21 protein-coding genes and 1 pseudogene are annotated in these 23,223 nt (G+C 71.4%); 18 read left to right on the top strand and 4 right to left on the bottom strand.

All coding sequences use genetic code 11. The features are described from left to right. Window positions 1-28 precede the first annotated feature (28 nt). From ACIGQF_RS24330 to ACIGQF_RS24260, 15 genes are all read left to right on the top strand, one after another. On the top strand, window positions 29-310 hold the full coding sequence (locus tag ACIGQF_RS24330) for a hypothetical protein (protein WP_361559599.1): 282 nt from the start codon (window positions 29-31) through the stop codon (window positions 308-310). A gap of 23 nt (window positions 311-333) precedes the next feature. Then, window positions 334-1,086: a hypothetical protein gene (locus ACIGQF_RS24325; RefSeq protein WP_399713869.1), complete on the top strand. Its 753-nt coding sequence runs from the start codon at window positions 334-336 to the stop codon at window positions 1,084-1,086. 1 nt (window position 1,087) lies between these two features. Next, entirely contained in the window at window positions 1,088-2,392 is a 1,305-nt protein-coding gene (locus ACIGQF_RS24320) for a hypothetical protein (protein ID WP_399713866.1), read from the top strand. A gap of 160 nt (window positions 2,393-2,552) precedes the next feature. Next, window positions 2,553-4,040: an SCO6880 family protein gene (locus ACIGQF_RS24315; RefSeq protein WP_361559608.1), complete on the top strand. Its 1,488-nt coding sequence runs from the start codon at window positions 2,553-2,555 to the stop codon at window positions 4,038-4,040. A 38-nt stretch (window positions 4,041-4,078) separates the two neighbouring features. Then, window positions 4,079-5,539: an ATP/GTP-binding protein gene (locus ACIGQF_RS24310; protein ID WP_399714417.1), complete on the top strand. Its 1,461-nt coding sequence runs from the start codon at window positions 4,079-4,081 to the stop codon at window positions 5,537-5,539. Continuing rightward, window positions 5,536-7,305 carry a type IV secretory system conjugative DNA transfer family protein gene (locus ACIGQF_RS24305; protein WP_399713864.1) on the top strand — a complete coding sequence of 590 codons (1,770 nt, stop codon included), beginning with the start codon at window positions 5,536-5,538 and terminating at the stop codon, window positions 7,303-7,305. The genes ACIGQF_RS24310 and ACIGQF_RS24305 overlap by 4 nt, the downstream gene beginning before the upstream one ends. Further along, entirely contained in the window at window positions 7,302-7,709 is a 408-nt protein-coding gene (locus tag ACIGQF_RS24300; protein WP_399713861.1) for a DUF4913 domain-containing protein, read from the top strand. Before ACIGQF_RS24305 ends, ACIGQF_RS24300 begins: the two co-directional genes overlap by 4 nt. A 25-nt stretch (window positions 7,710-7,734) precedes the next feature. Then, on the top strand, window positions 7,735-8,127 hold the full coding sequence (locus ACIGQF_RS24295; protein ID WP_399713859.1) for a hypothetical protein: 393 nt from the start codon (window positions 7,735-7,737) through the stop codon (window positions 8,125-8,127). A 53-nt stretch (window positions 8,128-8,180) separates the two neighbouring features. Then, complete coding sequence (locus ACIGQF_RS24290; RefSeq protein ID WP_399713856.1) at window positions 8,181-9,617, top strand: hypothetical protein; 1,437 nt, start codon at window positions 8,181-8,183, stop codon at window positions 9,615-9,617. Window positions 9,618-9,922: 305 nt separating this feature from the next. Further along, a complete protein-coding gene (locus tag ACIGQF_RS24285; protein WP_399713853.1) occupies window positions 9,923-11,431 on the top strand; it encodes an aldehyde dehydrogenase family protein in 1,509 nt (502 codons plus the stop codon). Between the two features lie 280 nt (window positions 11,432-11,711). Next, window positions 11,712-13,277 (top strand): GMC family oxidoreductase, encoded by a 1,566-nt coding sequence (locus tag ACIGQF_RS24280; RefSeq protein ID WP_399713850.1) that lies wholly within the window; start codon window positions 11,712-11,714, stop codon window positions 13,275-13,277. Next, window positions 13,277-14,434: a glycine betaine/L-proline ABC transporter ATP-binding protein gene (locus ACIGQF_RS24275; RefSeq protein WP_399713847.1), complete on the top strand. Its 1,158-nt coding sequence runs from the start codon at window positions 13,277-13,279 to the stop codon at window positions 14,432-14,434. The genes ACIGQF_RS24280 and ACIGQF_RS24275 overlap by 1 nt, the downstream gene beginning before the upstream one ends. Next, the gene (locus ACIGQF_RS24270; RefSeq protein ID WP_399713845.1) at window positions 14,434-14,616 is read left to right on the top strand and encodes a hypothetical protein; all 183 of its coding nucleotides are present in this window, start codon (window positions 14,434-14,436) and stop codon (window positions 14,614-14,616) included. Before ACIGQF_RS24275 ends, ACIGQF_RS24270 begins: the two co-directional genes overlap by 1 nt. Then, the gene (locus ACIGQF_RS24265; protein WP_399713843.1) at window positions 14,613-16,607 is read left to right on the top strand and encodes an ABC transporter permease; all 1,995 of its coding nucleotides are present in this window, start codon (window positions 14,613-14,615) and stop codon (window positions 16,605-16,607) included. Before ACIGQF_RS24270 ends, ACIGQF_RS24265 begins: the two co-directional genes overlap by 4 nt. A gap of 2 nt (window positions 16,608-16,609) precedes the next feature. Next, window positions 16,610-17,608, top strand: a complete 999-nt coding sequence (locus tag ACIGQF_RS24260; RefSeq protein ID WP_399713840.1) for an ABC transporter substrate-binding protein — start codon at window positions 16,610-16,612, stop codon at window positions 17,606-17,608. Here ACIGQF_RS24260 and ACIGQF_RS24255 read toward each other — a convergent pair. After that, complete coding sequence (locus ACIGQF_RS24255; protein ID WP_399713838.1) at window positions 17,514-18,200, bottom strand: GNAT family N-acetyltransferase; 687 nt, start codon at window positions 18,198-18,200, stop codon at window positions 17,514-17,516. The two genes, ACIGQF_RS24260 and ACIGQF_RS24255, sit on opposite strands and share 95 nt — an antisense overlap. Window positions 18,201-18,314: 114 nt before the next feature. On the opposite strand from ACIGQF_RS24255, the gene ACIGQF_RS24250 reads away from it, so the two are divergent. Further along, window positions 18,315-19,478, top strand: coding sequence for a trypsin-like serine peptidase (locus ACIGQF_RS24250; RefSeq protein ID WP_399713835.1), 1,164 nt, complete (start codon window positions 18,315-18,317; stop codon window positions 19,476-19,478). Between the two features lie 70 nt (window positions 19,479-19,548). Here ACIGQF_RS24250 and ACIGQF_RS24245 read toward each other — a convergent pair whose 3' ends face one another. Together ACIGQF_RS24245 and ACIGQF_RS24240 are read right to left on the bottom strand one after the other, a co-directional pair. Beyond that, window positions 19,549-20,271 (bottom strand): isocitrate lyase/phosphoenolpyruvate mutase family protein, encoded by a 723-nt coding sequence (locus tag ACIGQF_RS24245; protein WP_399713832.1) that lies wholly within the window; start codon window positions 20,269-20,271, stop codon window positions 19,549-19,551. Further along, on the bottom strand, window positions 20,268-20,753 hold the full coding sequence (locus tag ACIGQF_RS24240) for a carboxymuconolactone decarboxylase family protein (RefSeq protein ID WP_399713830.1): 486 nt from the start codon (window positions 20,751-20,753) through the stop codon (window positions 20,268-20,270). Before ACIGQF_RS24240 ends, ACIGQF_RS24245 begins: the two co-directional genes overlap by 4 nt. Window positions 20,754-20,800: 47 nt before the next feature. Here ACIGQF_RS24240 and ACIGQF_RS24235 point away from each other — a divergent pair, with 47 nt between their 5' ends. Further along, complete coding sequence (locus ACIGQF_RS24235; protein ID WP_399713828.1) at window positions 20,801-22,282, top strand: PLP-dependent aminotransferase family protein; 1,482 nt, start codon at window positions 20,801-20,803, stop codon at window positions 22,280-22,282. A gap of 99 nt (window positions 22,283-22,381) precedes the next feature. Next, a pseudogene (locus ACIGQF_RS24230) lies at window positions 22,382-22,462 on the top strand (oxidoreductase); the annotation flags it as partial. A gap of 27 nt (window positions 22,463-22,489) precedes the next feature. On the opposite strand, the gene pepE reads toward ACIGQF_RS24230, so the two are convergent. Beyond that, on the bottom strand, window positions 22,490-23,221 hold the full coding sequence (gene pepE / locus ACIGQF_RS24225; RefSeq protein ID WP_399713826.1) for a dipeptidase PepE: 732 nt from the start codon (window positions 23,219-23,221) through the stop codon (window positions 22,490-22,492). Window positions 23,222-23,223 lie beyond the last annotated feature (2 nt).

Raw genomic sequence — 23,223 nt, 5'->3', positions numbered from 1 at the left:
AGCCCGAAAACGTAATAAGGAGAAAGCCGTGAAGAAGGCAGACATCTACCGCTATCTCGCTGATGGGGGTGTCCCGCAGCCCAAGAGCGATGCCCCGAAGGCGCTCACCGACAAGGTGGACACGGTGCTCGGCATCGTGGCCTGGGCGGGCACCGCGGCCGGCGTCGCGGGCGTGCTCATCACCGGCGCCATGATGGCGATGTCGATGCGCCGGGGCGAGGGCTCCGAGCACATGGGGCGCCTCGGCATGGTGCTGGGCGGCTGTGTCCTGGTCGCCACCGCCGGTCCGCTGGTCAACTTCGTCTTCTGACGAAGCGAAAAGGGAGTTAACCGATGGGTAAGCGCTCTGATTCCAGCGGCGAGTGGGAGAAGCCGTTCTGGCAGCAGCGGGGATGGATCATCTCGGCGGGGTTCCTGGCGGCCGTGGTGGTTCTTGCCGTCGTGGCGTTCGCGATGCGCGGCGGGGAATCGGAGCCGTCGGCACAGAACAATCCGACGTCCCGCCCGTCGCCGTCGGCAACCGAGGGCGGCTCGCAGGCTGATGACCGGCCAGCCGGCTGCAAGACGGATGACAGCGATCAGGAAAAGCCGACGAAGGCGCCTGCGGATATGCGGTGGAAGAGTTACGGAACCCATCCCGTGCCGGTTTCCGCGAAGTACGGGCCGACGAAGTTCTCCGGGAACGTTTGGTCGTGCTATTCGCACACGCCCGTGGGTGCCGTGATGGCTGTGCATGCCATTACAGACAAGCTGCCCTATCCCGGATGGCGAGACGTCGTCGCCCAGCAGTTCGTGCCGAGCGATGCCCGCGACTCCTATGTGGAGGGGCGCGCCAAGGACAAGGACAGGGCGCGCAACGCCGCCCAGGGAGGCGGTGTTTACGTCGGCTTTTCGGTACTCACCTACTCTCAGGAGCAGGCAACTGTGCAGTTGTTGACGAAGGTTGAGGGCCGGTACTTCTCGACTTCCGTATCGCTGAAGTGGATGACCGGGGACTGGAAGATCGACCCGCAGCCGAGCGGGTCACCGTACAGCGGTTTCGCGGAAACTTCGGGGACTGAGGGCTTCGTCCTCTGGGGGAAGTGACATGGGCTGCAGTTTCTCCGACCCATTCGCCTGCCCGGGCGATCTCGTCAAATGGGGCGCTGACAAGGTCACCGGAGGCGCCGAATCCGTAGCCAAATCGGCGTTCGGTGGTGCTGTACGGGCTCTCGCTCAGGCCATTGGTGAGGCCGTCGACTCGGCCATGCACGCCATGAACGGGTTGTGGATAGATGTCGACGCCTCCGGTGTCTACAGCGGTGAGACTTCGTACGGTGAGAAGCAAAAGCTCATCGAGCAAGGGGAGAGCCCGATCCACGCGATCCAGGGCCAGCTCAATTGGCTCGTGGGGTACGTCGCCGTCGCCGCCTTGCTCATTGCTGCGATCCGCATGGCCTTGGACCGCAAGGGTCAGACGATGCAGCAGGCCTTCCACGGCATGTGGCGGGTCGTCCTGGTGTCCGGGGCGGCGGTCATGGCGATGCAAGCACTCACTACTGCCTCGGACAGATATGCCGAGTACATCTACGACAAGGCGTACATCGGGTCGGCCGGCGCGCAAGTAGTCGGCGGGGGCGTGATGGCGCTGGGCCCCATGGCCGCGACCAGCCCGGGCCTTGTCATCATCCTCGGCCTGCTCGCCGTGCTGGCCATCACAGTCCAGATCATCCTGATGTATCTGCGCATTGGTGTGCTGGTCATGTTGGTGGGCACGTTGCCGCTGGCCGCCGCGGCCTCGATGACCGGGTGGGGCAGCGGCTGGTGGAAGAAGCACATCGGGTGGCTCGTCGCCTGGCTGCTGTACAAACCCGCCGCCGCGCTCATCTTTTACGCCGGTACCGTGATGACCAAGAACACGGATGATCTCAACCAAGTCATCGCCGGTCTAGGCGTGTTGATTCTCGGCGTCTTCGCCCTCCCCGCCCTGCTCAAGCTAGTCGTCCCGGCGACCGCGGCCCTCGGTGACACCTCCGGTGGTTCCGTGGCGGTCAATGCTGCCAACAACATCGCGACCGGCGCGGTCAGCATCGCCGGCGGCAGCGTCGGTGGTGGTGGCGGCGGTGGCGGTGCCGGAGCCGGCAGTGGTGGTGGCGGTGGCGGCGGCGCGAGCACGCCCAAGGGTTCCCCCTCCAGCGGCGCGGGTGCGTCCGCCGGCGGTGGCGGTGCGGCCGGTGGCGGTGCGGGGGCTGCCGGGGGCGGCGCGGCATCCGCTGCGGGCGGTGCGGCGACGGCCGGTGCGGCGACAGCCGCGCAAGCAGCCGCGGTCGCCGTGCAGACCGGCGTCCAAGCAGCCAGCGAGGTCGTCAACTCGCTCGGCGACAACGACGGCAACAAGGGACACAACGAATAGCGGGTCCACGGCACGGATCCGCAGCACGGATCCACGACGCGGGCCCACGACGCGGGTCCGCGCCCGGCCGCCACGGCCGACGACGTTCCGTCGGCCGTGGCCGGGAAGGGCGGCGCACCGGCGCTGCCCCGCGTCGCAGGGACTCATTGAAAGGAATCGCATGGCCTCCGAAGTCGCGCGTCCCACGTACGGGAACTGGCGGCGCCCCAGAAGGCCGGGGCTCGGGCCGCTCGGCCTGCTCGGCACGGTCGCCACCTTCGGCGGGCTGGTGGTCGTCCTGCTGGCGTCCCTGATCTCCCTCATGGCCGCGATCACCGTACTCGTACCGCTGTTCCTGGTGGTCGCGCCCGTCGCCGTCCGCACCGTGGACGGACGGAACATCTATCAGCTGCTCGCAGTTCGGATCGGTTGGATGCGCAGGAAGTCCAAAGGCTCACACATCTACGTCTCCGGTCCGCTGTCGCGGCGGCCGGGCGGGCGCTTCTCCCCTCCCGGGCTGCTGGCCCGGGTGAAGATGCGGGAGGGGAGGGACGCGTACGACCGTCCGTTCGGCGTGCTGCACCACCCCGGGCGCAATCTGTACACGGTCGTGCTCGCCTGCGAGCCCGATGGCGGTTCGCTGATCGACGGCGAGCAGATCGACATCTGGGTGGCCTCCTGGGGCGACTGGCTGGCCAGGCTCTCCCACGAGCCGGGCCTGCGGGGCGCGTCCGTGGTGGTGGAGACGGCGCCCGACACCGGGACCCGGCTGGCCGCCGAGGTGCTGCCCCGGCTCTCGCCGACCGCGCCGGCCGCGGCCCGTGCGGTGATGGAGGAGGTCGTGGAGCGGTATCCGTCCGCGTCCTCGGAGATGCACACCTACGTCACGCTGACGTACGGGACCGTGGGCACCCGCCGCGACCCCGAGACGGTCGTGACCGACCTGGCGATCCGCCTGCCGGGACTGCTGTCCGGTCTGGTCGCAGCGGGCGGCGGCTCCGCGCGCCCGCTCTCGGCGGAGCAGATCGCGGAGACCGTGCGCGTCGCGTACGACCCGGCGATCGCGCCGGACATCCTCTCCGTACGGGCCGAGAACAAGTCCACCGGGCTCGAATGGGAGGACGCCGGGCCGGCCTCGGCCGTGGAGTCGGTCACCTCCTACCAGCACGACTCGGGAGTCTCCCGCAGCTGGCTGCTCACCCTCGCGCCGCGCGGGACCGTACGGTCCAACGTGCTGCGCGGGCTGCTGGAGCCGGCGCCGGGGACGCGGCGCAAGCGGGTGTGTCTGGTCTACCGCCCGATCGACCCGGCCACCTCGGCGCGGATCGTCGAGGCGGACCGGCGCAACGCCCACTTCACCGCGTCGTCGGGGCGTGGACTGGTCCAGGCGCGTGCGTCCAACGAGATGCGGGCCGCGGAGCAGACGGCCGCCGAGGAGGCGTCGGGTGCCGGCCTGGTCGAGTTCTCGCTGATGCTGACCGTGACGGTGGACGACGAGTCGCAGCTCGCCGATGCCGCGACGACCGTACGTAACCTCCAGGCGTCCTCGCGCGTGCTGATGCGGCCCGCGGACCGTATGCAGGCGTCGGCGTTCACCTGCACGCTGCCCGTCGGCATCCTGCCGTGGGAGCACACGCTCATCCCGCGTGAGATCCGGGAGGCGCTGTGAGCAGGAAGAAGCCTCAGGCGCGTGCTCCGCGTACGCCGATGGCGCCGCCGCGTGGCTGGTACGGGCCGGGCGGCGGGCAGGTCGCGCACATGGACCCGCCGACGATGTGGCGTGCCACGACGGTGCAGGCCTGCGGCCTGTGGCCGTTCGCGGCGGGCTCCGGCGCTCCCATGACCGGCGTGCCGCTCGGCCAGCATCTGCACACCGGCGCGACCGTCTGCGGCGACCCCATCTCGTGGTTCACCAGGGCCCGTTACATCTCCAACCCGTCCCTCTTCATGCTGGGCATGCCGGGCCTCGGGAAGTCGACGCTGGTCAACCGCATGCTCATCGGCCTGGCCGCGACCGGCGTCGTGCCGCTGGTGCTGGGCGACCTCAAGCCGGACTACGCCGACACGGTGCGGGCCCTGGGCGGCCAGGTGATCTCCATCGGCCGTGGCGTCGGCGGCATCAACGTCCTCGACCCCGGTGCCATGGGCGAGGCGGCCGAGCGGCTGGGCGGTGAGGCGGGGCGGGCGCTGACCTCCGAGGCCCACGGCCGGGTGCTCAACATGGTCGCCGCGCTGATCACCATCGTGCGCGGCCAGCCGATGGGCGACCACGAGATGTCGGTGGTCTCGGCCTGCCTGCACCACCTCAGGGAACGGACGCCCGCGGGACGCGCGCCGCTCCTGCCCGACCTGCTCCGGGTGCTCGACGAGGGGCCGGACCGGGTACGTGCCGTCACGCTCGACCGCGGCGACATGGCCCGCTACCGGGAGGCCGTCGACCCGCTGCACCGCTCGTTGCTGGGCATCCTCGACGGTCCGCTGGGCAGCACCTTCGCCTCCGAGACCTCGACCCGGATCAACCCCAACGCGCCGGCGGTGTGCATCGACATCTCCCGCATCGGCGAGGCCGACACCCAGCTGACCGCCGCGGCGATGCTCGCGGCGTGGTCGGACGGGCTCGGCACGGTCGCCGCCGCGCACGCCCTCTCCGATGCCGGGCTGGCGCCGCGCCGGTGGTTCTTCACGGTCCTCGACGAGCTGTGGCGGCCGCTCCGCGCCGCGTCCGGCATCGTGGAACGGATCGACGCGCTGACCCGCCTCAACCGTTCGCTGGGCCTCGGCGACGCGAAGATCACGCACACGCTCAAGGACGCGGAAGCGCTGGGCAGCGAGGCCGACCGGGCCAAGGCCAGGGGCTTCGTCGAGCGGGCCGGGATGGTGGTCTGCGCCGGGCTGCCCAAGGCGGAGATGCAGGACCTCAGCAACATCGTCGGTCTGTCGGAGCGCGAGATCGACCTGGTGTCGTCCTGGTCCTCGCCGCCCGGCTGGGCCGGTACCGGCGGCAACGAGGAACCGCCGGGCCGCGGCCGCTTCCTGATCAAGGTGGGCGGGCGCCCGGGCATCCCGATCCGGGTGGCGATCACCGACACCGAGCGCGAGCTCCACAACACCAACACCCGCTGGGTCGGGGCCGGAAATCCGGTGGAAGACATAGGGGCACGGGGATGAGCAAGCCGTACACGGGGGGACGGAAGGGCGGTACGGGAGCCGATGATGTGCTCCCCTGGGTGATCGTCGCCGTCGCCGCCTTCTGTTTCCTGGCGTTCTTCGGCGCGTGGTTCGGCGGCACGCTCGGCGCGGCCGTGTCGGGCGCGGGCTGGAACCCGCCCCCCTTCTCCCTCGCGTCCATGGCCGAGCTCGTGCAGGAGGGCCCGGCCGCGCTGTGGCCGGACGCCCCGGTGGGCGCGGTCGTCGCGGGCATGGTCGTGCTCTTCGTCCTCGCGATCGTGCTGATCGTGGTGGTGGTCGCCGCGTTCCGGCGGCGGCTGGCCAGGCCGAAGGGGCTGGCCGGGAAGCGCGAGCTGGCCGTACTGCTGCCCAAGGAGGCGGCGGCCAAGGCCCGTTCGCTGCGCCCCTCGCTGCCGAGGTCCGGCAAGCTGGACCCCGACGACACCGGCAACCTGCTGGGCAACCTCGAACCGAACGGCCCCGAGCTGCGGTCCTCCTACGAGGACGTGGAGCTGCACCTGATGGCGCCCCGGTCCGGAAAGTCGACCGGTGTCGCCGTCCCCCGTACGCTGCGCGCCCGCGGCCCGGTGATCCTGACGTCCAACAAGGCCGACGTCTACACGGTCACGAAGGCCGAGCGGGAGCGCGTCGGCACGGTCTGGACGTTCGACCCGCAGGGGATCGCGCACACGCCGCGCACCATGTGGTGGGACATGCTGGCGGAGGCGTCCACCATCGAAGGGGCCATGCGGCTGGCCGGGCACTTCGTGGGCGCGGTCAACGACGACGCCTCGAAGAAGGACTTCTGGATCTCCGCGGCGCAGAACACCCTCACCGCGCTGCTGCACGCCGCGAACCGCGGACAGCGGCAGGTGACCGAGCTGCTGGGCTGGCTGGCCGACCCGGCCGACCGTACGCCGATCGACCTGCTCAACGACGCGCAGATGCCGGCGCTCGCCGCGCAGCTGCAGGGCACCATCCAGGGCGCGGTCGAGACGCGGGACGGGATCTTCGAGACGGCCCGGCAGTGCGTGTCCTGCCTGCTCGACCCCAGGATCTCGGCGTGGGTGACCCCGGACCCGAGGGTCGCGCAGTTCTCGCCCCAGCGGCACGCGCTCAGCCGCGACACCCTGTACCTGCTCTCCAAGGACGGCGGCGGTTCGGCCGCCGGCGTCATCGCCGCGCTGGCGGACTCGGTGATGCGGGCGGGGGCCGTCGCGGCAGAGCGGCAGGGCGGGCGGCTGGATCCGCCGATGACCGCCGTGCTCGACGAGGCGGCCAACGTCTGCCGCATCTCCGATCTGCCGGACCTCTACTCGCACTTCGGTTCCCGCGGGATCAACGTCGTGACCCTGCTGCAGAGTTACCGGCAGGGAAGCCGGGTGTGGGGCGACGCGGGCATGGACGCCCTGTGGAGCGCGGCGACGATCAAGATGCTGGGCGCGGGCCTCGACGACGCGGACTTCGTCGAGAAGGTGTCCAAGCTGGTCGGCGAGCACGATGTGAGCACGGTGAGCATCTCCCGCAGCAAGGACGGCCGTACCCGGTCGACCTCGTACCGGCAGGAGCGCGTGATGCCGGTCGACCGCATCCGCGCGCTGCCGAAGGGGACCGCGCTGCTGCTGGCGACCGGTATCCGGCCGGCGCTGATCCGGCTGCGGCCGTGGTTCAAGGAGCCGGGCGCCGAACGCATCCAGGCAGCCGCGCAAGCAGAGTCGCAGGCGATGACGGCGCGTGCGGCGCAGATCGTGATGGAGAAACCGTGACGGCACAGACGTTCGACGACGGGGCGGGCGGCGCCGAGCTGCAGGCCCCGCCCTTCATCCTCTACCTGGAGGGCGACGAGTACGCCGAGGAACTGCGGGGCCTCGCCTTGTGGGTCAACGGCCTGCTCGTACCGGTCTACGGGCGCGAGGCCCGCTCCCAGTCGCCGTGGTGCCCGCGCTGGTGGGAGCACGCGGAGGCGGTGGCCCGGCTGCACGCGCTGTGGCTCGCGTGGCAGGAGCTCACCGACCCGGCATCGGGCGCCAGCGGGCCCGCGGTGTGGCACCGCGACCACCTCGGCCCGACCATGCTCGAACTGCGCGATCCGGCGGGCCCGTTCGCGGGCTGCAAGGCCGGCGCACACCGCGCGAAGGCCGCACCGGAGGTCGACGCGTACGACGGGTGAGCGGGTACGGGAGCGAGGGGGCCGGATGCGCCGCCCAGAGCTGAGTCAGCTGGCCGCGACCGTCCACAGGGTCGTGGGCGGGGCCGCCGCCGAGGTGCGTGAAGAGTCCGGCGGCGGCGTCGTGATCGAACTGCGGCACGGCGGGCTCACCGTCGTGGTGGAGAACGCTTACGGCCTGTGGCGGGTGTCGGCGGGGACCTCGGCGAGCGGGGAGTCCACCCCGCCGAGAACCCTCTTCGCCACGCTGGAGGAGGCCCTCGCCGTCGCCGCGCAGCTGCTCCACGAGGAGGAGCAGGGCGCGGAGCGGGCCCCCGAACCGGCTCCCCGGCTCCGGCCGGACCCGCCGCCCCGTACGCCGCCGGCCGTCGTGGCCCGTAACTCCCGGCGGCGCCCACCGGGCCCGTCACGATTCCGCTGACCGAGTCAGCCGGCAACGAGCTGACCCAGTCATCCAACGAAGCGAGGACGTTCGTGCGTAGCGCAAAGGCGCTGTTGAGTGTGGTGTTGGCCGGAGCGTTCCTGGCCGGGTGCGGCAGCGGGAGCTCCACCCCGGCGAAGGAGACCGGCAAGGACGGGAAGAAGGAGCAGAGCGGCGCGACGGCCGAACCGATCACGGAGATCACCGCGCCCTCCGGCTACCGGAGCCGCGAGGGGTGGCAGCAGAAGCTCACCTGGCTCCCGGAGAGCGCGAAGTCCGTACCCGTGGCGGCGGCACCGCGGTCGGACCGGGTGGCCTATCTGACGGTGGTCGACGAGACCGGATACGTGGTACAGGTCAGGAACGCCTCCACCGGCACCGTCGAGTGGACCGGCAAGCCGTGGAACCCTCCGACGCCCCTGTCGGAGGTGAATGAGGCCAGCTCGTTCCAGAGCGGTGAGCCGGAGCTGCCCGGTGTGACGACGGTGCACCAGGGCGACCGCGATTACGTGGTCGCCTGGGGCCACGGCATCCGGGGCAGGGACGAACTGAACAGCGGCAGGGAGGTCGTGGAGCTGGAGATCTTCCCCGTCGACGCCTCCGGCAAGAACGTCACCCCGGCGCATCGGGTCTCCGTACCCCTCAAGAACGATGACGACAGCGACCCCATCGTCAGCGCCGACCCCGACGACCTCCGGGTCCGGGACGGCGGCGCCGGGCTCCTCGTCACCTGGGACGGTTACACGACGTACGGCGCCTCGGTGAACATGGAGACCGGTAAGGTCACGAGCTACGGCAACGGGACCGAGCTGGGTGTCGACTGCGACGGCGACAAGTGTCCGGCGCAGGTTGCGGCGGTCACTGCCGATGGCCCGGTCGCCTTCAACGACCTGGACGGCGGCTTCGAGGTGCCGGGGCGGTGGAGCAGCCAGGACGTGATCCCGGACGGAGCCTCCGCCGGCCCCCTCCGCGCGGATGACAAGCGTAACGGCGAAGTGATCGGCGTGACCGGCACCCGTCTCGTCGCCCGATGGGTGCCCGAGGGAGAGGACCCCGAGGACGACAGCATCTGGTCCGTGCACGACACGAAGACGGGCCGGATCCAGGCGAGCACCGCGTGTGCCGGCCCGGATTACGACATGCAGGGCGGCCCGGACGGGCCCGTGGTCGTGACATCGCCCAGCGGCCGGTACGTGGCCTACGGTCCCCTCCTCTTCGATACCCGCGACCGCAAGGGCACCTGCCTCGCGGGCGACCAGAGCCGCAATGGCGTCCTGCTCCGTGCGGTCCGCGACGACGGCACTGCCTACGGCAGCGTGCCGTCCGCCGACACGGAAGGCACCGTCGCCGAGGTGCGGGCCGCCGACGGAACGGTCAAGGCCCTGCCCATCGGTACCGAGCCGCCGCTCCAGGCCCTGACGGACTCGGGGCTCTTCGTCACACGGAACAACGGCGCTGGGCTGCTCGTCACGGGACTCAGGAGCCGCTGAGCGGGTCGGGGAAGGGGGATTTCCGCGGGGCGCGGATGCCGGTGTGGGTGGCGATCGGGTACGTACGGGACGGGCCGGCGGACGAGGTCGAGGGCGGCCGAGGGAATCAATGACACCCCGCTGTATACCGCAGCTATCCGCGAAAATAGGACAAACAATGTCATTGTCGGCGTGATTCCGTGACTCCGGTCACCTTCCGTGAAGTTTTGCGCATGAGGAGCGGATAAGGGGGGAGGGGTCGACGTTGCTGCTGGTGTGAACCGGCAGGCACGGAACGGCAAGTGGAATTGGAAGGCTGAGCGGACGTGTCGGCAATCGAGACCATTCACGTAGACGGGGTGTGGCGTGGCGCCGCATCCGACGCCACGCGGGAGGTCCTCGACCCCGCCGACGCCACGGTGCTGGCCACCGTGTCCGAGGGCGGCGTCGAGGACGTGGACGCGGCTGTCGCCGCGGCGTCGCGGGCCTTCGACGGCGGGCAGGGCGAGTGGCCCCGTACGCAGGCGGGCGACCGGGCCGCGCTGCTGCGCCGGGTCGCTGACCTGCTGCAGCGGGACCGCGAGGAGATCGCGCTCATCGAGAGCCGCGATACCGGCAAGACGCTGGAGGAGGGCCGCGTCGACGTCGACGACGTGACCAACGCCTTCCGGTACTTCGCCGACCTCGTGATGAACGAGAGCGGCGGGCGGGTCGTCGACGCGGGCAGCGAGGACGTGCACAGCGTCGTCGTGTACGAGCCGGTCGGCGTCTGCGCGATGATCACGCCCTGGAACTACCCGCTGCTGCAGGCCAGCTGGAAGGTCGCCCCGGCGATCGCGGCCGGCAACACCTTCGTGATCAAGCCCAGCGAGGTCACGCCGATGTCCACCGTGCACCTGGTGAAGCTGCTGGTGGAGGCCGGTCTGCCGGCCGGCGTCGCGAACATCGTCACGGGCGCCGGCGTGCCCGTCGGCCAGCGGCTGGCAGAGCACCCGGATGTGGATCTCTTCTCCTTCACGGGCGGTCTCGTCAGTGGTACCAAGGCCGGCGCTGCCGCCGTGTCCGGTGCGAAGAAGATCGCGCTGGAGCTGGGCGGCAAGAACCCCAACGTGGTGTTCGCGGATGCGTGTTCCACGGACGAGGAGTTCGACACCGCTGTTGACCAGGCGCTGAACGCCGCGTTCATCCACAGTGGGCAGGTCTGCTCCGCGGGTGCGCGGCTGATCGTCCAGGCGTCGGTCAAGGACCGCTTCGTCGCCGAACTGGCCCGCCGCGCAGAGCGGATCAAGCTCGGCCGGGGGACCGAGGAGGGCGTCGAGTGCGGCCCCCTCGTCTCCCAGCAGCAGCTGGACAAGGTCGAGGCGTACGTCGAGTCTGCGCTCAAGGAGGGCGCCCGCCTGCGCTGCGGCGGCTCCCGTCCGAAGCCGAGCGAGACCCGCCCCGAGGCCGGCTACTTCTACCAGCCGACCATCCTCGACCAGTGCCACCGCGACATGAAGGTGGTCCGCGAGGAGACCTTCGGGCCGATCCTGACGGTGGAGACCTTCACCACCGAGGACGAGGCCGTCGCGCTCGCCAACGACACCGAGTACGGCCTGGCCGGCGCGGTGTGGTCCGGTGACACCGCGCGCGCCCGCCGGGTCGCGGCCCGGCTGCGCCACGGCACCGTCTGGATCAACGACTACCACCCCTACCTGCCGCAGGCGGAGTGGGGCGGCATGGGCAAGTCCGGCATCGGCCGCGAGCTGGGTCCGGCCGGCCTGGACGAGTACCGCGAGAGCAAGCACATCTACGAGAACCTGCGCCCCGAGCCGGTGCGCTGGTTCGCGGGCTGACCCGCCCGCGGTGACCGGGTGGGCCACAGCACCGTCGCGGCCCACCCGGCCACCCGCAGCCCGCCCCTCCGCGCGGGCCCGGCCGTATCCCGTACCCGGTGACAGGCCCGGCCCGCCCCCCCCGAATTTGCCGGCCGCAAGGACGCGGCCCAGCGGAACCGCAGCCCCGCAGAGCGACCACCGCTCGCGCACGCCGGGCGCTCCCGCCCACCGGCCGAGCGCATCCGCTCTCAAGAACTGCGCCACCGCACGCACGTTGAAAAACCACAAGGAGCTACCCATGCCTCCCGCAGCAGCGAAGAAGAAGATGTCAGCGGACTACGTGATCGTCGGCGGCGGCACCGCAGGTTCAGTGATCGCCTCGCGCCTGACCGAGGACCCCGACGTCACCGTCGCCGTCATCGAGGGCGGCCCGTCCGACATCGATCGCGAGGACGTGCTGACGCTGCGCAAGTGGCTCGGCCTGCTCGGCGGTGACCTGGACTACGAGTACACGACCACCGAGCAGCCGCGCGGCAACTCGCACATCCTGCACAGCCGCGCCAAGGTCCTCGGCGGCTGCTCGTCGCACAACACCCTGATCTCCTTCAAGCCGCTGCCGTCCGACTGGGACGAGTGGGAAGAGGCGGGCGCCAAGGGCTGGAACGCCAAGGCGATGGACCCGTACTTCGGCAAGCTGCGCAACAACATCGTGCGGGTGGCGAAGAAGGACCAGAACCAGATCGCCACGGACTGGATCGAGGCCACCAAGACCGCCCTCGACGTCCCCGAGGTCGTCGGCTTCAACGACCAGCCGTTCGAGGAGGGCGTCGGGTTCTTCGACCTGTCGTACCACCCGGAGAACAACAAGCGGTCGTCCGCTTCCGTCGCCTACCTGCACCCGCACATGGAGGCCGGGGACCGCCCGAACCTCACGCTGCTGCTGGAGACCTGGGCGCACAAGCTGGAGCTGGACGGCACCACCGCCAAGGGCGTCCACGTCCGTACCAAGGACGGCGAGGAGATCTACCTGGAGGCCGGCCGCGAGGTGCTGGTCTGCGCCGGTGCGGTGGACACCCCGCGGCTGCTGATGCACTCCGGCATCGGTCCGAAGAAGGACCTGGAAGCGCTGGGCATCGACTGCGTGGTCGACCTGCCGGGCGTCGGCGAGAACCTCATCGACCACCCCGAGTCGGTCATCGTCTGGGAGACCAACGGGCCGCTCCCGGGCAACTCCGCGATGGACTCCGACGCGGGCCTCTTCGTGAAGCGGGACCCGGACCACAAGGGCCCGGACCTGATGTTCCACTTCTACCAGATCCCCTTCACCGACAACCCGGAGCGGCTGGGCTACGAGCGCCCCGAGCACGGTGTGTCGATGACCCCGAACATCCCGAAGTCCCGCTCCCGCGGCCGTCTTTACCTGACTTCCGCCGACCCCGAGGTCAAGCCCGCACTCGACTTCAAGTACTTCGAGGACGAGGGCGACTACGACGGGCAGACCCTCGTCGACGGCATCAAGCTGGCGCGCAAGGTCGCGCAGGCCGAGCCGTTCGCGAAGTGGCTCAAGCGCGAGGTCTTCCCCGGCCCCGACGTCACCGACGACGCCGAGATCAGCGAGCTCGTGCGCAAGGCCGCGCACACCGTCTACCACCCCGCCGGCACCTGCAAGATGGGTGCACCGGACGACGAACTGGCCGTTGTAGACCCGCAGTTGAAGATTCGCGGGCTGAGCGGTATCCGTATCGCGGACGCGTCCGTCTTCCCGACGATGCCCGCCGTGAACCCGATGATCGGCGTCCTGATGGTGGGGGAGAAGTGCGCCGAGATTCTCACCGAGACCCCGACCCAGGGAGGTGATGCGTGATGGCCGGTACCGTCATCGACGCATCCGCCAACGACAAGTCCCCGACCACGCCGGAGGGTTCGGCAGCCGGGCAGGACGCCGTCTTCGCCGTCCGCAACCTGTGGAAGGTCTTCGGGCCCAAGGCCGAGAAGGTGCCGGGGGACGCCGGCCTCACCGGCCTCTCCGCGCAGGAGCTGCGCGAGAAGACCGGCTGCACCGCCGCCGTCCGTGACGTCTCCTTCGACGTGAAGAAGGGCGAGGTCTTCGTCGTCATGGGGCTCTCGGGCTCCGGCAAGTCCACCCTCGTCCGCTGCCTGACCCGGCTCATCGAGCCGACCAGCGGCGACCTGGAGATGGACGGCGAGGACGTGCGCGGCATGGACAAGTCCGCGCTGCGCGAGCTGCGCCGGCACCGCGCCGCCATGGTCTTCCAGCACTTCGGCCTGCTGCCGCACCGTACGGTGCTGGACAACGTGGCCTATGGGCTGGAGATCCAGGGCGTCGGCAAGGCCGAACGCCGCGCCAAGGCCATGGAGATGGTCGAGAAGGTCGGTCTCGGCGGCTTGGAGCAGCGCCGCCCCGGCCAGCTCTCCGGCGGCCAGCAGCAGCGCGTCGGCCTGGCCCGTGCGCTCACCGTGGACCCCGAGATCCTGCTCTTCGACGAGCCCTTCAGCGCGCTGGACCCGCTCATCCGGCGCGACATGCAGGAAGAGGTCATCCGCCTGCACAAGGACGAGGGCCGCACGATGGTCTTCATCACCCACGACCTCGCCGAGGCCCTGCTGCTCGGCGACCGCATCGCCCTGATGCGGGACGGGAAGATCGTGCAGCTCGGCACCCCCGAGGAGATCGTCGGCTCCCCGGCCGACGAGTACGTCCGGGACTTCGTCCGCGACGTGCCGCGCGAGCAGGTCCTGACCGTACGCCGAGCCATGCGGCCCGCCGAGGACGCCGAGGCCGGCGAGGGCGCCACGCTCGCCCCCGACACGCTGATCTCCGACGCGATCGAGACCGTGGTCCGCTCCGGCGGCGCGGCGCGCGTCGTCGAGGACGGCCGCTGCCTGGGCGTCGTGGACCACGAGTGCCTCCTCAACGTCGTGGCCCGGCTCGACGAGACGGACCCCGCCAAGGACGGGCCGGTCGAGGACGAGACGGACCACGGGAAGGCGGCCGTCTGATGCATCCCCGTACCGTCCCCACCGTCCCCGTGACGCTGAACCTCAGAGCCCGCCCCGCGGCCGCCCGGCCGCTGACCCTGCGAGGGCTGCGTGCCGCGGCCCGCCGGTACTGGCACGAAGCGCAGCGCGCCGCCGCGCTGAACAACGTGCCGGCCGGTACCGCGAAGCGGGGGCGCGTGTGAGCGCCGCCACGACCAGTCCCGCCACCACCGCACCGGCCGGCGCTTCCCCGCGCGCGGCCCGCCTCACCGCCTCGCTGCGCCACGGCGCCCTCGGCAAGCTCCTCGTGCTCGCCGTCGCAGCGGCCGTCCTCGTGCCCCTCGTCAGCGGCAAGTGGGCGAGCGGCGTCTGGCCGCACGCGCTGACCGTCGACCTCTCCGGTCCGTTCGGCGACGCCAGCACCTGGATCGTGGACAACCGCGACTCGCACTGGCTCTTCGTCTACTTCCTCGGCCACCTCTCCAACGGCATCGTCATCTCCGTACGCGCCGTCTACGTCTGCCTCCTCGCGCTCGGCTGGACCGGCGTGACCGCGCTGGTCACCCTCGTCGCCTGGCGCGTCGCCGGACTGCGCATCGCCGCGACCGCGCTGGTGTCGCTGCTGGTCAGCGGCGTGCTCGGGATGTGGGTGCCGACCATGCAGACCATCGCCCTGATGGTCGTCGCGGTGCTCGTCTCGATCGTCGTGGGCGCGGCGCTCGGCCTCGTCGGCGGCCTCTCGGACCGGATGTTCCGCGTGCTGCGGCCGGTGCTGGACACCATGCAGGTGCTGCCGGCCTTCGCGTACCTGCTGCCGTTCGTCATGGTCTTCGGCATGGGTGTCCCCGCGGCACTGCTCGCCACCGTGATCTACGCGGCCCCGCCGATGGCCCGGCTCACCGCGCTCGGCCTGCGCGGCGCCGACGCCGGCGTCCTGGAGGCCGTGTCCTCGCTCGGTGCCACCGGACGGCAGCGGCTGCTGACCGCCCGGCTGCCGCTGGCCCGCAAGGAACTGCTGCTCGGCGTCAACCAGACGATCATGATGGGCCTGTCCATGGTGGTCATCGCCTCGATGATCGGCGCGGCCGGTCTCGGTGACCGCGTGTACCAGGCGCTGGCCTCCGTGGACGTCGGCTCCGCGCTGGCCGCCTCGATCCCGATCGTGCTGCTGGCCATCGTCATGGACCGCACCACCGCCAAGGCCGGGGAGCGGCTCGGCGCCGAGCAGGGCACCGGCCCCGCCTGGCTGCGCGGCCGGTTCGTCTGGCCCGCCGTCGCCGTCGTGACCGTGCTCGCGGTCGTGGCGGGCCGGCTCACCGGCTCGCTGATCTGGCCGTCCGCCGCGGTGACCGACATCGCGCCGCCGGTCAACGAGTTCAAGGAGTGGATGGTGGACCACCTCTACTCCGGCATCCCCGTCATCGGCGGCACCGCCGACTGGGCCGCGGGCTTCACCTCCTGGGTGCTCAACCCGCTCCGCGACGGCCTGACCGCACTGCCCTGGTGGGGTGCGCTGCTGATCGTCGCCGCGCTGGCCTGGCTGATCGGCACCTGGCGCACCGCGCTGACCGCGACCGTCGCGCTCGCCGTCATCGGCGTGCTCGGCGTCTGGGTGCCGTCCATGAACACCCTGTCGCAGGTGCTGTCCGCGCTGGTCGTCACCCTTGTCGTGGGCATCGGCGTCGGCGTGCTCGCGGCCGGCAGCGCCCGGATGGAGAAGATCCTCCGGCCGGTGCTGGACGTCTGCCAGACCATGCCGCAGTTCGTGTACCTGATCCCGGTGGTCGCGCTGTTCGGCGTGGGCCGCGCCCCGGCCGCCGCGGCGGCCGTCGTCTACGCGCTGCCCGCCGTCATCCGCATCACCACCCAGGGCCTGCGCCAGGTCAGCCCGGCCGCCATGGAGTCGGCGCAGTCGCTCGGCGCCACCCGCTGGCAGCAGCTCCGCCAGGTGCAGCTGCCGCTGGCCCGGCCCGCGCTGCTGCTGGCCGTCAACCAGGGCGTCGTGCTGGTCCTCGCCGTCGTCATCATCGGCGGCCTGGTGGGCGGTGGCGCGCTCGGTTACGACGTCGTCGCCGGCCTGTCCACCGGTGACCTGGGCCTCGGCATGATCGCCGGTATCGCCATCGTCTGCCTGGGCCTGATGCTGGACCGGGTCACGCAGCCCACGGACCGCCGTGCGGGGAAGGGAGCCTGACCATGACCCGTACACGTATGCGGACCACGGCCACGGCAGTCGGCGCGACCGCGCTGACCGGCGCCCTGCTGGTGGCCCTCAGCGGCTGCGGCAAGGCCGACATGACCAAGCAGACGTCGCCCTTCGCGGCGGCTGCCGGGACCAAGACGGTCACCCTCTCCACGCAGACGTGGGTGGGCGCGCAGTCCAACGTCGCGGTCGCCAAGTACCTGCTGGAGCACGAGCTGGGCTACCGGGTCGACACCGTCCAGGTGGACGAGACCCCGGCCTGGGACGCGCTCAGCCAGGGCCGGGTGGACGCGATCATGGAGGACTGGGGCCACCCCACCCAGGAGAAGCTGTACATCGACGAGAAGAAGACCATCACCCGCGGTGGTGATCTCGGCGTCGACGGCCACATCGGCTGGTGGGTCCCCAAGTACTGGGCGGACAAGCACCCGGACGTACTGAACTGGAAGAACCTCAACAAGTACGCCAAGCAGCTGCGGACCGCCGAGAGCGGCGACAAGGGCCAGCTGATGGACGGTTCGCCGTCCTATGTCACCAACGACAAGGCCCTGGTGAAGAACCTCAAGCTGGACTACGAGGTGGTCTTCGCCGGGTCCGAGGCGGCCCAGATCACGCAGATGCAGCAGTTCGCCAAGGAGAAGAAGCCCTTCCTGACGTACTGGTACGAGCCGCACTGGCTCTTCAACCAGCTGCCGCTGAAGGAGGTCAAGCTCCCGAAGTACACGAAGGACTGCGCGGACGAGGGCACCAAGGATCCGACGACGATCGACTGCGCCTATCCGACGACTCCGCTGCAGAAGTTCTTCAACGCCGACTTCGCCAAGGGCAACAGCTCGGCCGCGAAGTTCCTGAAGAACTTCAAGTGGTCGGTGGGCGACCAGAATTACGTCTCGGAGCTCATCGCGTCCAAGCACATGTCCCCGGAGGACGCGGCCGCGAGCTGGGTGAAGAAGAACCCGGACGTATGGCAGAAGTGGCTGCCGAAGAAGTGACCCGCTGAAACACCGGCGGTGAGACGGCCGGGCGCCCCTCGGGGGGTGCCCGGCCGTCGTCATTCGGCCGGGCCCGTTCCGCGGCGGTCAGCGCGTATTCCACGTCGCCGTGTTCGGCGCCCGGCAGCGGGTCCGGCCATTCCTCGTGGAAGGTGCGGACATACCGCAGCCCGCACTTCTCCAGCACCCGCCGGGACCCCGTGTTCACCGCCATCGTCGTGGCCGTCACCCGCGCCACGCCCAGCTCCGCGAACCCGCGGTCGAGCAGCGCCCGGGAGACCTCGGTGGCGTAACCCTTTCCCCAGGCGGAGCGCCGGAGCCGGTATCCCGGCTCGGCCTCGTCCGTGCGGTCCTCGCGCACGGGCCGGAATTCGAACCAGCCGAGAAACCCGCCGGTTTCCCGTTCCTCGGCGGCCCAGTATCCGAATTGCGCGGGGCCGGCGTACCGCGTGACGAGAAGTCCGGGCGCCGGCCGTCCGCTGTCCAGATATCGCATGACTTCGGGATCCGCGTGCAGCTCACGCAGATTGTCCAGGTCCGCCCCCGAAAAGGCGCGCAAACGCAGCCGTTCCGTCTCCAGTAAGACGTGCATCACAAGCCCCTACTCGCGCGTCAACCCCGGCTTGGCGGCATAGTAGGGCGGGCCCTGAATGGGGTCATGACAATTTGCCAGTCGCACAGTAGGTCATAACGGGGAGTAAGGGTCATGCCATCCATACGCCGTACCGCAGCAGCCGCAGTCGCGGTCGCCGCACTGCTCGTCACCGCCACCGCCTGCGGGCCTGAGGACACCAAGGCCGAGGGCCAGGACAGCGCGGCGGAGGCCGGCGGCTCGTCCGACCTGCCCAAGCTGCCCAACGGCCTGCCCAAGAGCCTGGACTCCCTGAAGAAGTGGGAGCAGGGCGGCTGGAAGAACTGGGACAAGGAGACCTGGGCCCGCAAGGCGTCCGAGTTCGCCAACCCCGTCATCAAGGACCTGTGGAAGCCGTCCCGGATGGCGAAGGCCGAGGACGCTCCCGTGGTGACCACGCAGAGCACCGGCTCCGGCGGCGCCACCGACCCCGAGCCGCGGCCCGTCACCGCCCAGCAGGTCGAGCGCCCGTACCACCAGCACATGGCGCCCATCGGGAAGATCTTCTTCGACAGCCCCGACGGCCCCATGGTCTGCTCGGGCACCGTCGTCTCCGACCCGGCCAACCCGGGCAAGTCCAACCTGGTGTGGACCGCGGGCCACTGCGTGCACTCCGGCAGCAGCGGCGGCTGGATGCGCAACATCGTCTTCGTGCCCTCGTACAACGACAGCGGGCTGCCCGCCAACCAGGTCGCCGCCTCCTCGCAGCAGAACGTCAGCCCGTACGGCACCTGGTGGGCCGACTGGTCGCAGACCTCCACGCAGTGGATCGAGGGCGGCGGCCACAGCGGCAACGCCGCGTCCGCCTACGACTTCGCCGTGCTGCACGTGAAGCCGGAGAACGGCGGCGGCAAGTCGCTGGAGGAGACCGTCGGCACCTCCGTCCCGGTCTGGTTCGACGCGCCCCAGGGCAACGGCGTGACCGGCGGCCTCAACGGCGTCAAGGCGATCGGCTACCCGCAGGCCCCGCCCTACGACGGCGCGAAGATGATGAACTGCCTCGACCGGCCGGTGCGGCTGACGATGGCTCAGTCCACCCCGGCCATGCACTGGATCGGCTGCAGCATGACCGGCGGCACCTCCGGCGGCGGCTGGCTCGCCGACCACAACGGCGAACTCTCCCTCGTCTCCAACAGCTCCATCGGCTCGCTGGACCACACCTGGCTGGCCGGCCCGCACCTCGGCCCGGAGGCCGAGGGCGTCTTCGACGCGATCAGCAAGAAGTTCGCCGGGCAGTGACCCACGGCGGGCGTCGGTAGGACGTCCGGTGGCCGCTTCCGTACCCGTACGGAAGCGGCCACCGCTGCGTTCAGCCCGCCCGCAGCGCCGCCGCCACCCCGCGCAGCGTCTCCATGGCCTGATGCTGGAGCCCGCCGCCGAAGGTGACGCGGGACGCGCCCGCGGCGCCCAGCTCGCGCGGGGCCGGCCCGCCGGGCACGGCCACCGCGTTGACCGGGGCGCCGATGCCCGCGGCCAGCTCCGCCAGCAGCTCCGGCGGCGCGAGGATCGGATATACGCAGTCCACGCCCGCCGCGACGTACCGCAGCCCCCGCTCCACGGCCGGCGCCGCCCCGGACACGCCGCGCAGGAACGTGTCGATCCGGGCGTTGATCACCAGCGCGTCGCCGGCGGCGGCCCGCACCTCCGCGAGCCACTCCGCCTGCTCCCCGGCGTCCCGCAGGGTGCCGGCCGCCGCGTCGGAGTCCTCCAGGTTGCAGCCCACGGCACCCGCGTCCAGGAGCCGCTCGACCAGCTCCTTGGCGGGCAGGCCGTACCCCGCCTCCACGTCGGCGGTGACCGGCACGTCGACCGCCCGGGTGATCCGGGCGACGGCCGCGAACATCTCGTCCGCCGGGGTGTGCCCGTCCCCGTATCCCAGCGACTCGCCGATACCCGCGCTCGGCGTGGCCAGCGCCTCGAAACCGGCGTCCGCGAAGACCCGCGCGCTCGCGGCGTCCCAGGGGCCGGGCAGCACGAGCGGGTCCCCGGGGGCCCGGCCGTGGTGCAGGGCGCGCAGCCGCGCCGCCGTCACTTCAGGGACTCCGGGGTGAGCCGGCAGGTCACAGCGAAGCGGTTCCAGGCGTTGATGGTGGTGATCAGAGCGATGAGCTGGGCCAGCTCGGCCTCCTCGAACCGCGCGGCGGCCTGCTCGTACACCGCGTCCGGCACAAAACCATCGGTGAGGACCGTGACGGCCTCGGTCAGCGCGAGCGCCGCCTGCTCCTTCTCGGTGTACGCGTCGGCGGCCTCCTCCCAGGCGCTGAGGAAGTAGATCCGCTGCTCGGTCTCGCCGGCCTTGCGGGCGTCCGTGATGTGCATGTCGAGGCAGTACGCGCAGTGGTTGAGCTGCGAGGCCCGGATCTTCACCAGTTCCACCAGCGCGGGGTCGAGGCCCTTCCTGGCCGCCGTCTCCAGGCGGAGCATGGCCTTGAAGACCTCGGGGGCGTGCTCCGACCAGTTCAGGCGGGGCCCGTGCGTGCCGGCGCCCTGGCCGGTCGTCGTGTTCGTCGTCATGAGTCCGACGCTACGTCCGGACCGGTCCCTCGGTATGGTCCATTTCCATGACCGATTCCTGGGCCGCTTTCGGGCGCGATCTGTACCTGGATCTCCCCGGTACCCAGGGCAAACGCGCCGCCCTCGTGCACGCCCTGCGCGACGCGGCACGCACCGGGCGGCTCGCGCCCGGCACCCGCCTGCCGTCCTCCCGCACACTCGCCGCCGACCTGCGCCTGGCCCGCAACACCGTCGCCGAGGCCTACGCCGAACTGGTCGCCGAAGGCTGGCTCACCGCACGCCAGGGGTCCGGCACCCGAGTGGCGGAGCGCGTGTCGCGGACCCCGGCCGCCCCCGCGCCGGCCCGCCCCCGGCCGCAGCAGCCCGCCGCGCCCCCGCCGCCCGCCTACGACCTCACCGCCGGCACCCCCGACGTCTCCGCCTTCCCCCGCACCGCCTGGCTCGCCGCGGCCCGGCAGGCGCTCACCACGGCGCCGAGCGAGGCCTTCGGGTACGGCACCACGGCCGGCCGGCCCGAACTGCGGACCGTCCTCGCCGACTACCTCGCGCGCGCCCGCGGCGTGCACGCCCACCCCGACCGGATCGTCCTCTGCGCGGGCTTCATGCAGGGCCTCTCCCTCCTCGCCCGGCTGCTGCGGCAGGCCGGGGCCCGCGAAGCCGCGGTGGAGTCCTACGGCCTGCCCTTCCACCGCGACGTCCTGGACCGCGCCGGACTGCGGACCGTACCGCTCCCGGTGGACGCGCACGGCGCCCGCACCGACACGCTCACCGGCCGGCCCGGCGCCGTGCTGCTCACCCCCGCGCACCAGTTCCCCACCGGCGTACCGCTGCACCCGGACCGCCGGGCCGCCGCCGTGGACTGGGCGCGGCGGACCGGCGGGCTGGTCCTGGAGGACGACTACGACGGCGAATTCCGGTACGACGGGCGGCAGGTGGGCGCCCTCCAGAGCCTGGACCCGGACCACGTCGTGTACCTGGGCACCGCCAGCAAGAGCCTCGCCCCGGCCCTCCGGCTCTCCTGGCTCGTGCTGCCCGACCGGCTCGTCGCGCCGCTGCTCGACCTGAAGGGCACCGGCGAGTGGCAGTCCGGCTCCCTGGACCAGCTGACCCTCGCGGAGTTCCTCTCCGGCGGCGCCTACGACCGGCACGTCCGCACCATGCGGCTGCGCTACCGGCGCCGCCGCGACCAGCTCGTCGCCGCGCTCGCCGCCCACGCGCCGCACGTCCGGGTCACCGGTCTCGCCGCCGGGCTGCACGTGGTCTTCCGCCTGCCCCCGGGCACCGAACCGGCCACGCTGCGGGCCGCCCGGCGCAACGGCCTCGCCCTGGAGGGCCTGGCGACCTTCACGGCCCCGCCGCCGACGGGCCCGGACGCGCAGCCCGGCCCGGACGACCGGCCCGGCCCGGACGCGCAGTCCCGTCCGGACACGCCCCCGGACGGCCTGGTCGTCGGTTACGGTCACCCGCCCGACCACGCCTTCTCGGGCGCCCTGGACGCGCTCCTGCGGTCCCTTCCCCCGGCTCCCTGAGCGCACGCGCGCACCGCGCACGCCCGACCGACCACCGCCCGGAACCGCCGCATGGCCACCACCCGCCCCGTCACCCTCGTCACCGGCGGCAGCCGCGGCATCGGCGCCGCCATCGCCTGGCTGCTCTCGCCGGACGCCTCGTACGCCACCGGGACGGTCCTCCGGGCCGCGGGCGGGCGCCGACGCCCGCCCGGCGGCAGGATTCCGCTAGCCGGCGCTGCGTACGTCGAACCGGGCGTCCGCCGTGAGCAGGGCGCTCAGGTCGGTACCGGGGCCGTGCTCGGACGGCGCGGCGCCGGGCGTGAACAGCCGCGCCCCGGCCGCGACCCCGGCCAGCTCCAGCCGGTCCCCGTCGCGCCGCAGCCAGGTGCCCTCGCGCATGCCGAGGACAGGGACGGCGTTCTCCTCCAGGAACTGCGTCAGCCGCTCCTCACGGGTCTCGCCCATGTGCGAGGTGTCTGGGGAGGCGTCCAGGTAGTGCGGGTTGATCTGGAAGGGCAGCAGCCCCAGCGTCGCGAAGCCGTCCGGCTGGACGATGGGCATGTCGTTGGTGGTGCGCAGCGTCGGGCAGGCCATGTTCGTGCCCGCGCTGGAACCCATGTACGGGGCGCCCGCCGCCACCCGCTCCTGGATCGCGTCCAGCAGACCGCGCTCCTGGAGCGACTTCAGCAGCCGGAAGCTGTTGCCGCCGCCGATGAAGACCGCCTCGGTGCGCGCCGCCAACTGCCGCGGCTCGCCGGTGTGGACGCCGCGCACTCGTATGCCGAGCGTCTCCATGAACGCGGCGACCTTCGCCGTGTAGCCGTCGTGGTCGGCCAACGCGTACGGCACGAAGAGCAGTTCGGACACGCCGCGCAGATGCTCCGCGATGGCGTCGCGGGCGTGGTCGAGGTACTCGCGGCCGGGCGCCGTGGAGTTGGACAGCAGGAGCAGCTTCATCG

Source organism: Streptomyces sp. NPDC053560 (genome assembly GCF_044544605.1).
Classification (GTDB): Bacteria; Actinomycetota; Actinomycetes; order Streptomycetales; family Streptomycetaceae; genus Streptomyces.
The sequence above is the reverse complement of the archived record's forward strand: the minus strand, read 5'-3'. Positions and strand labels throughout refer to the sequence as shown.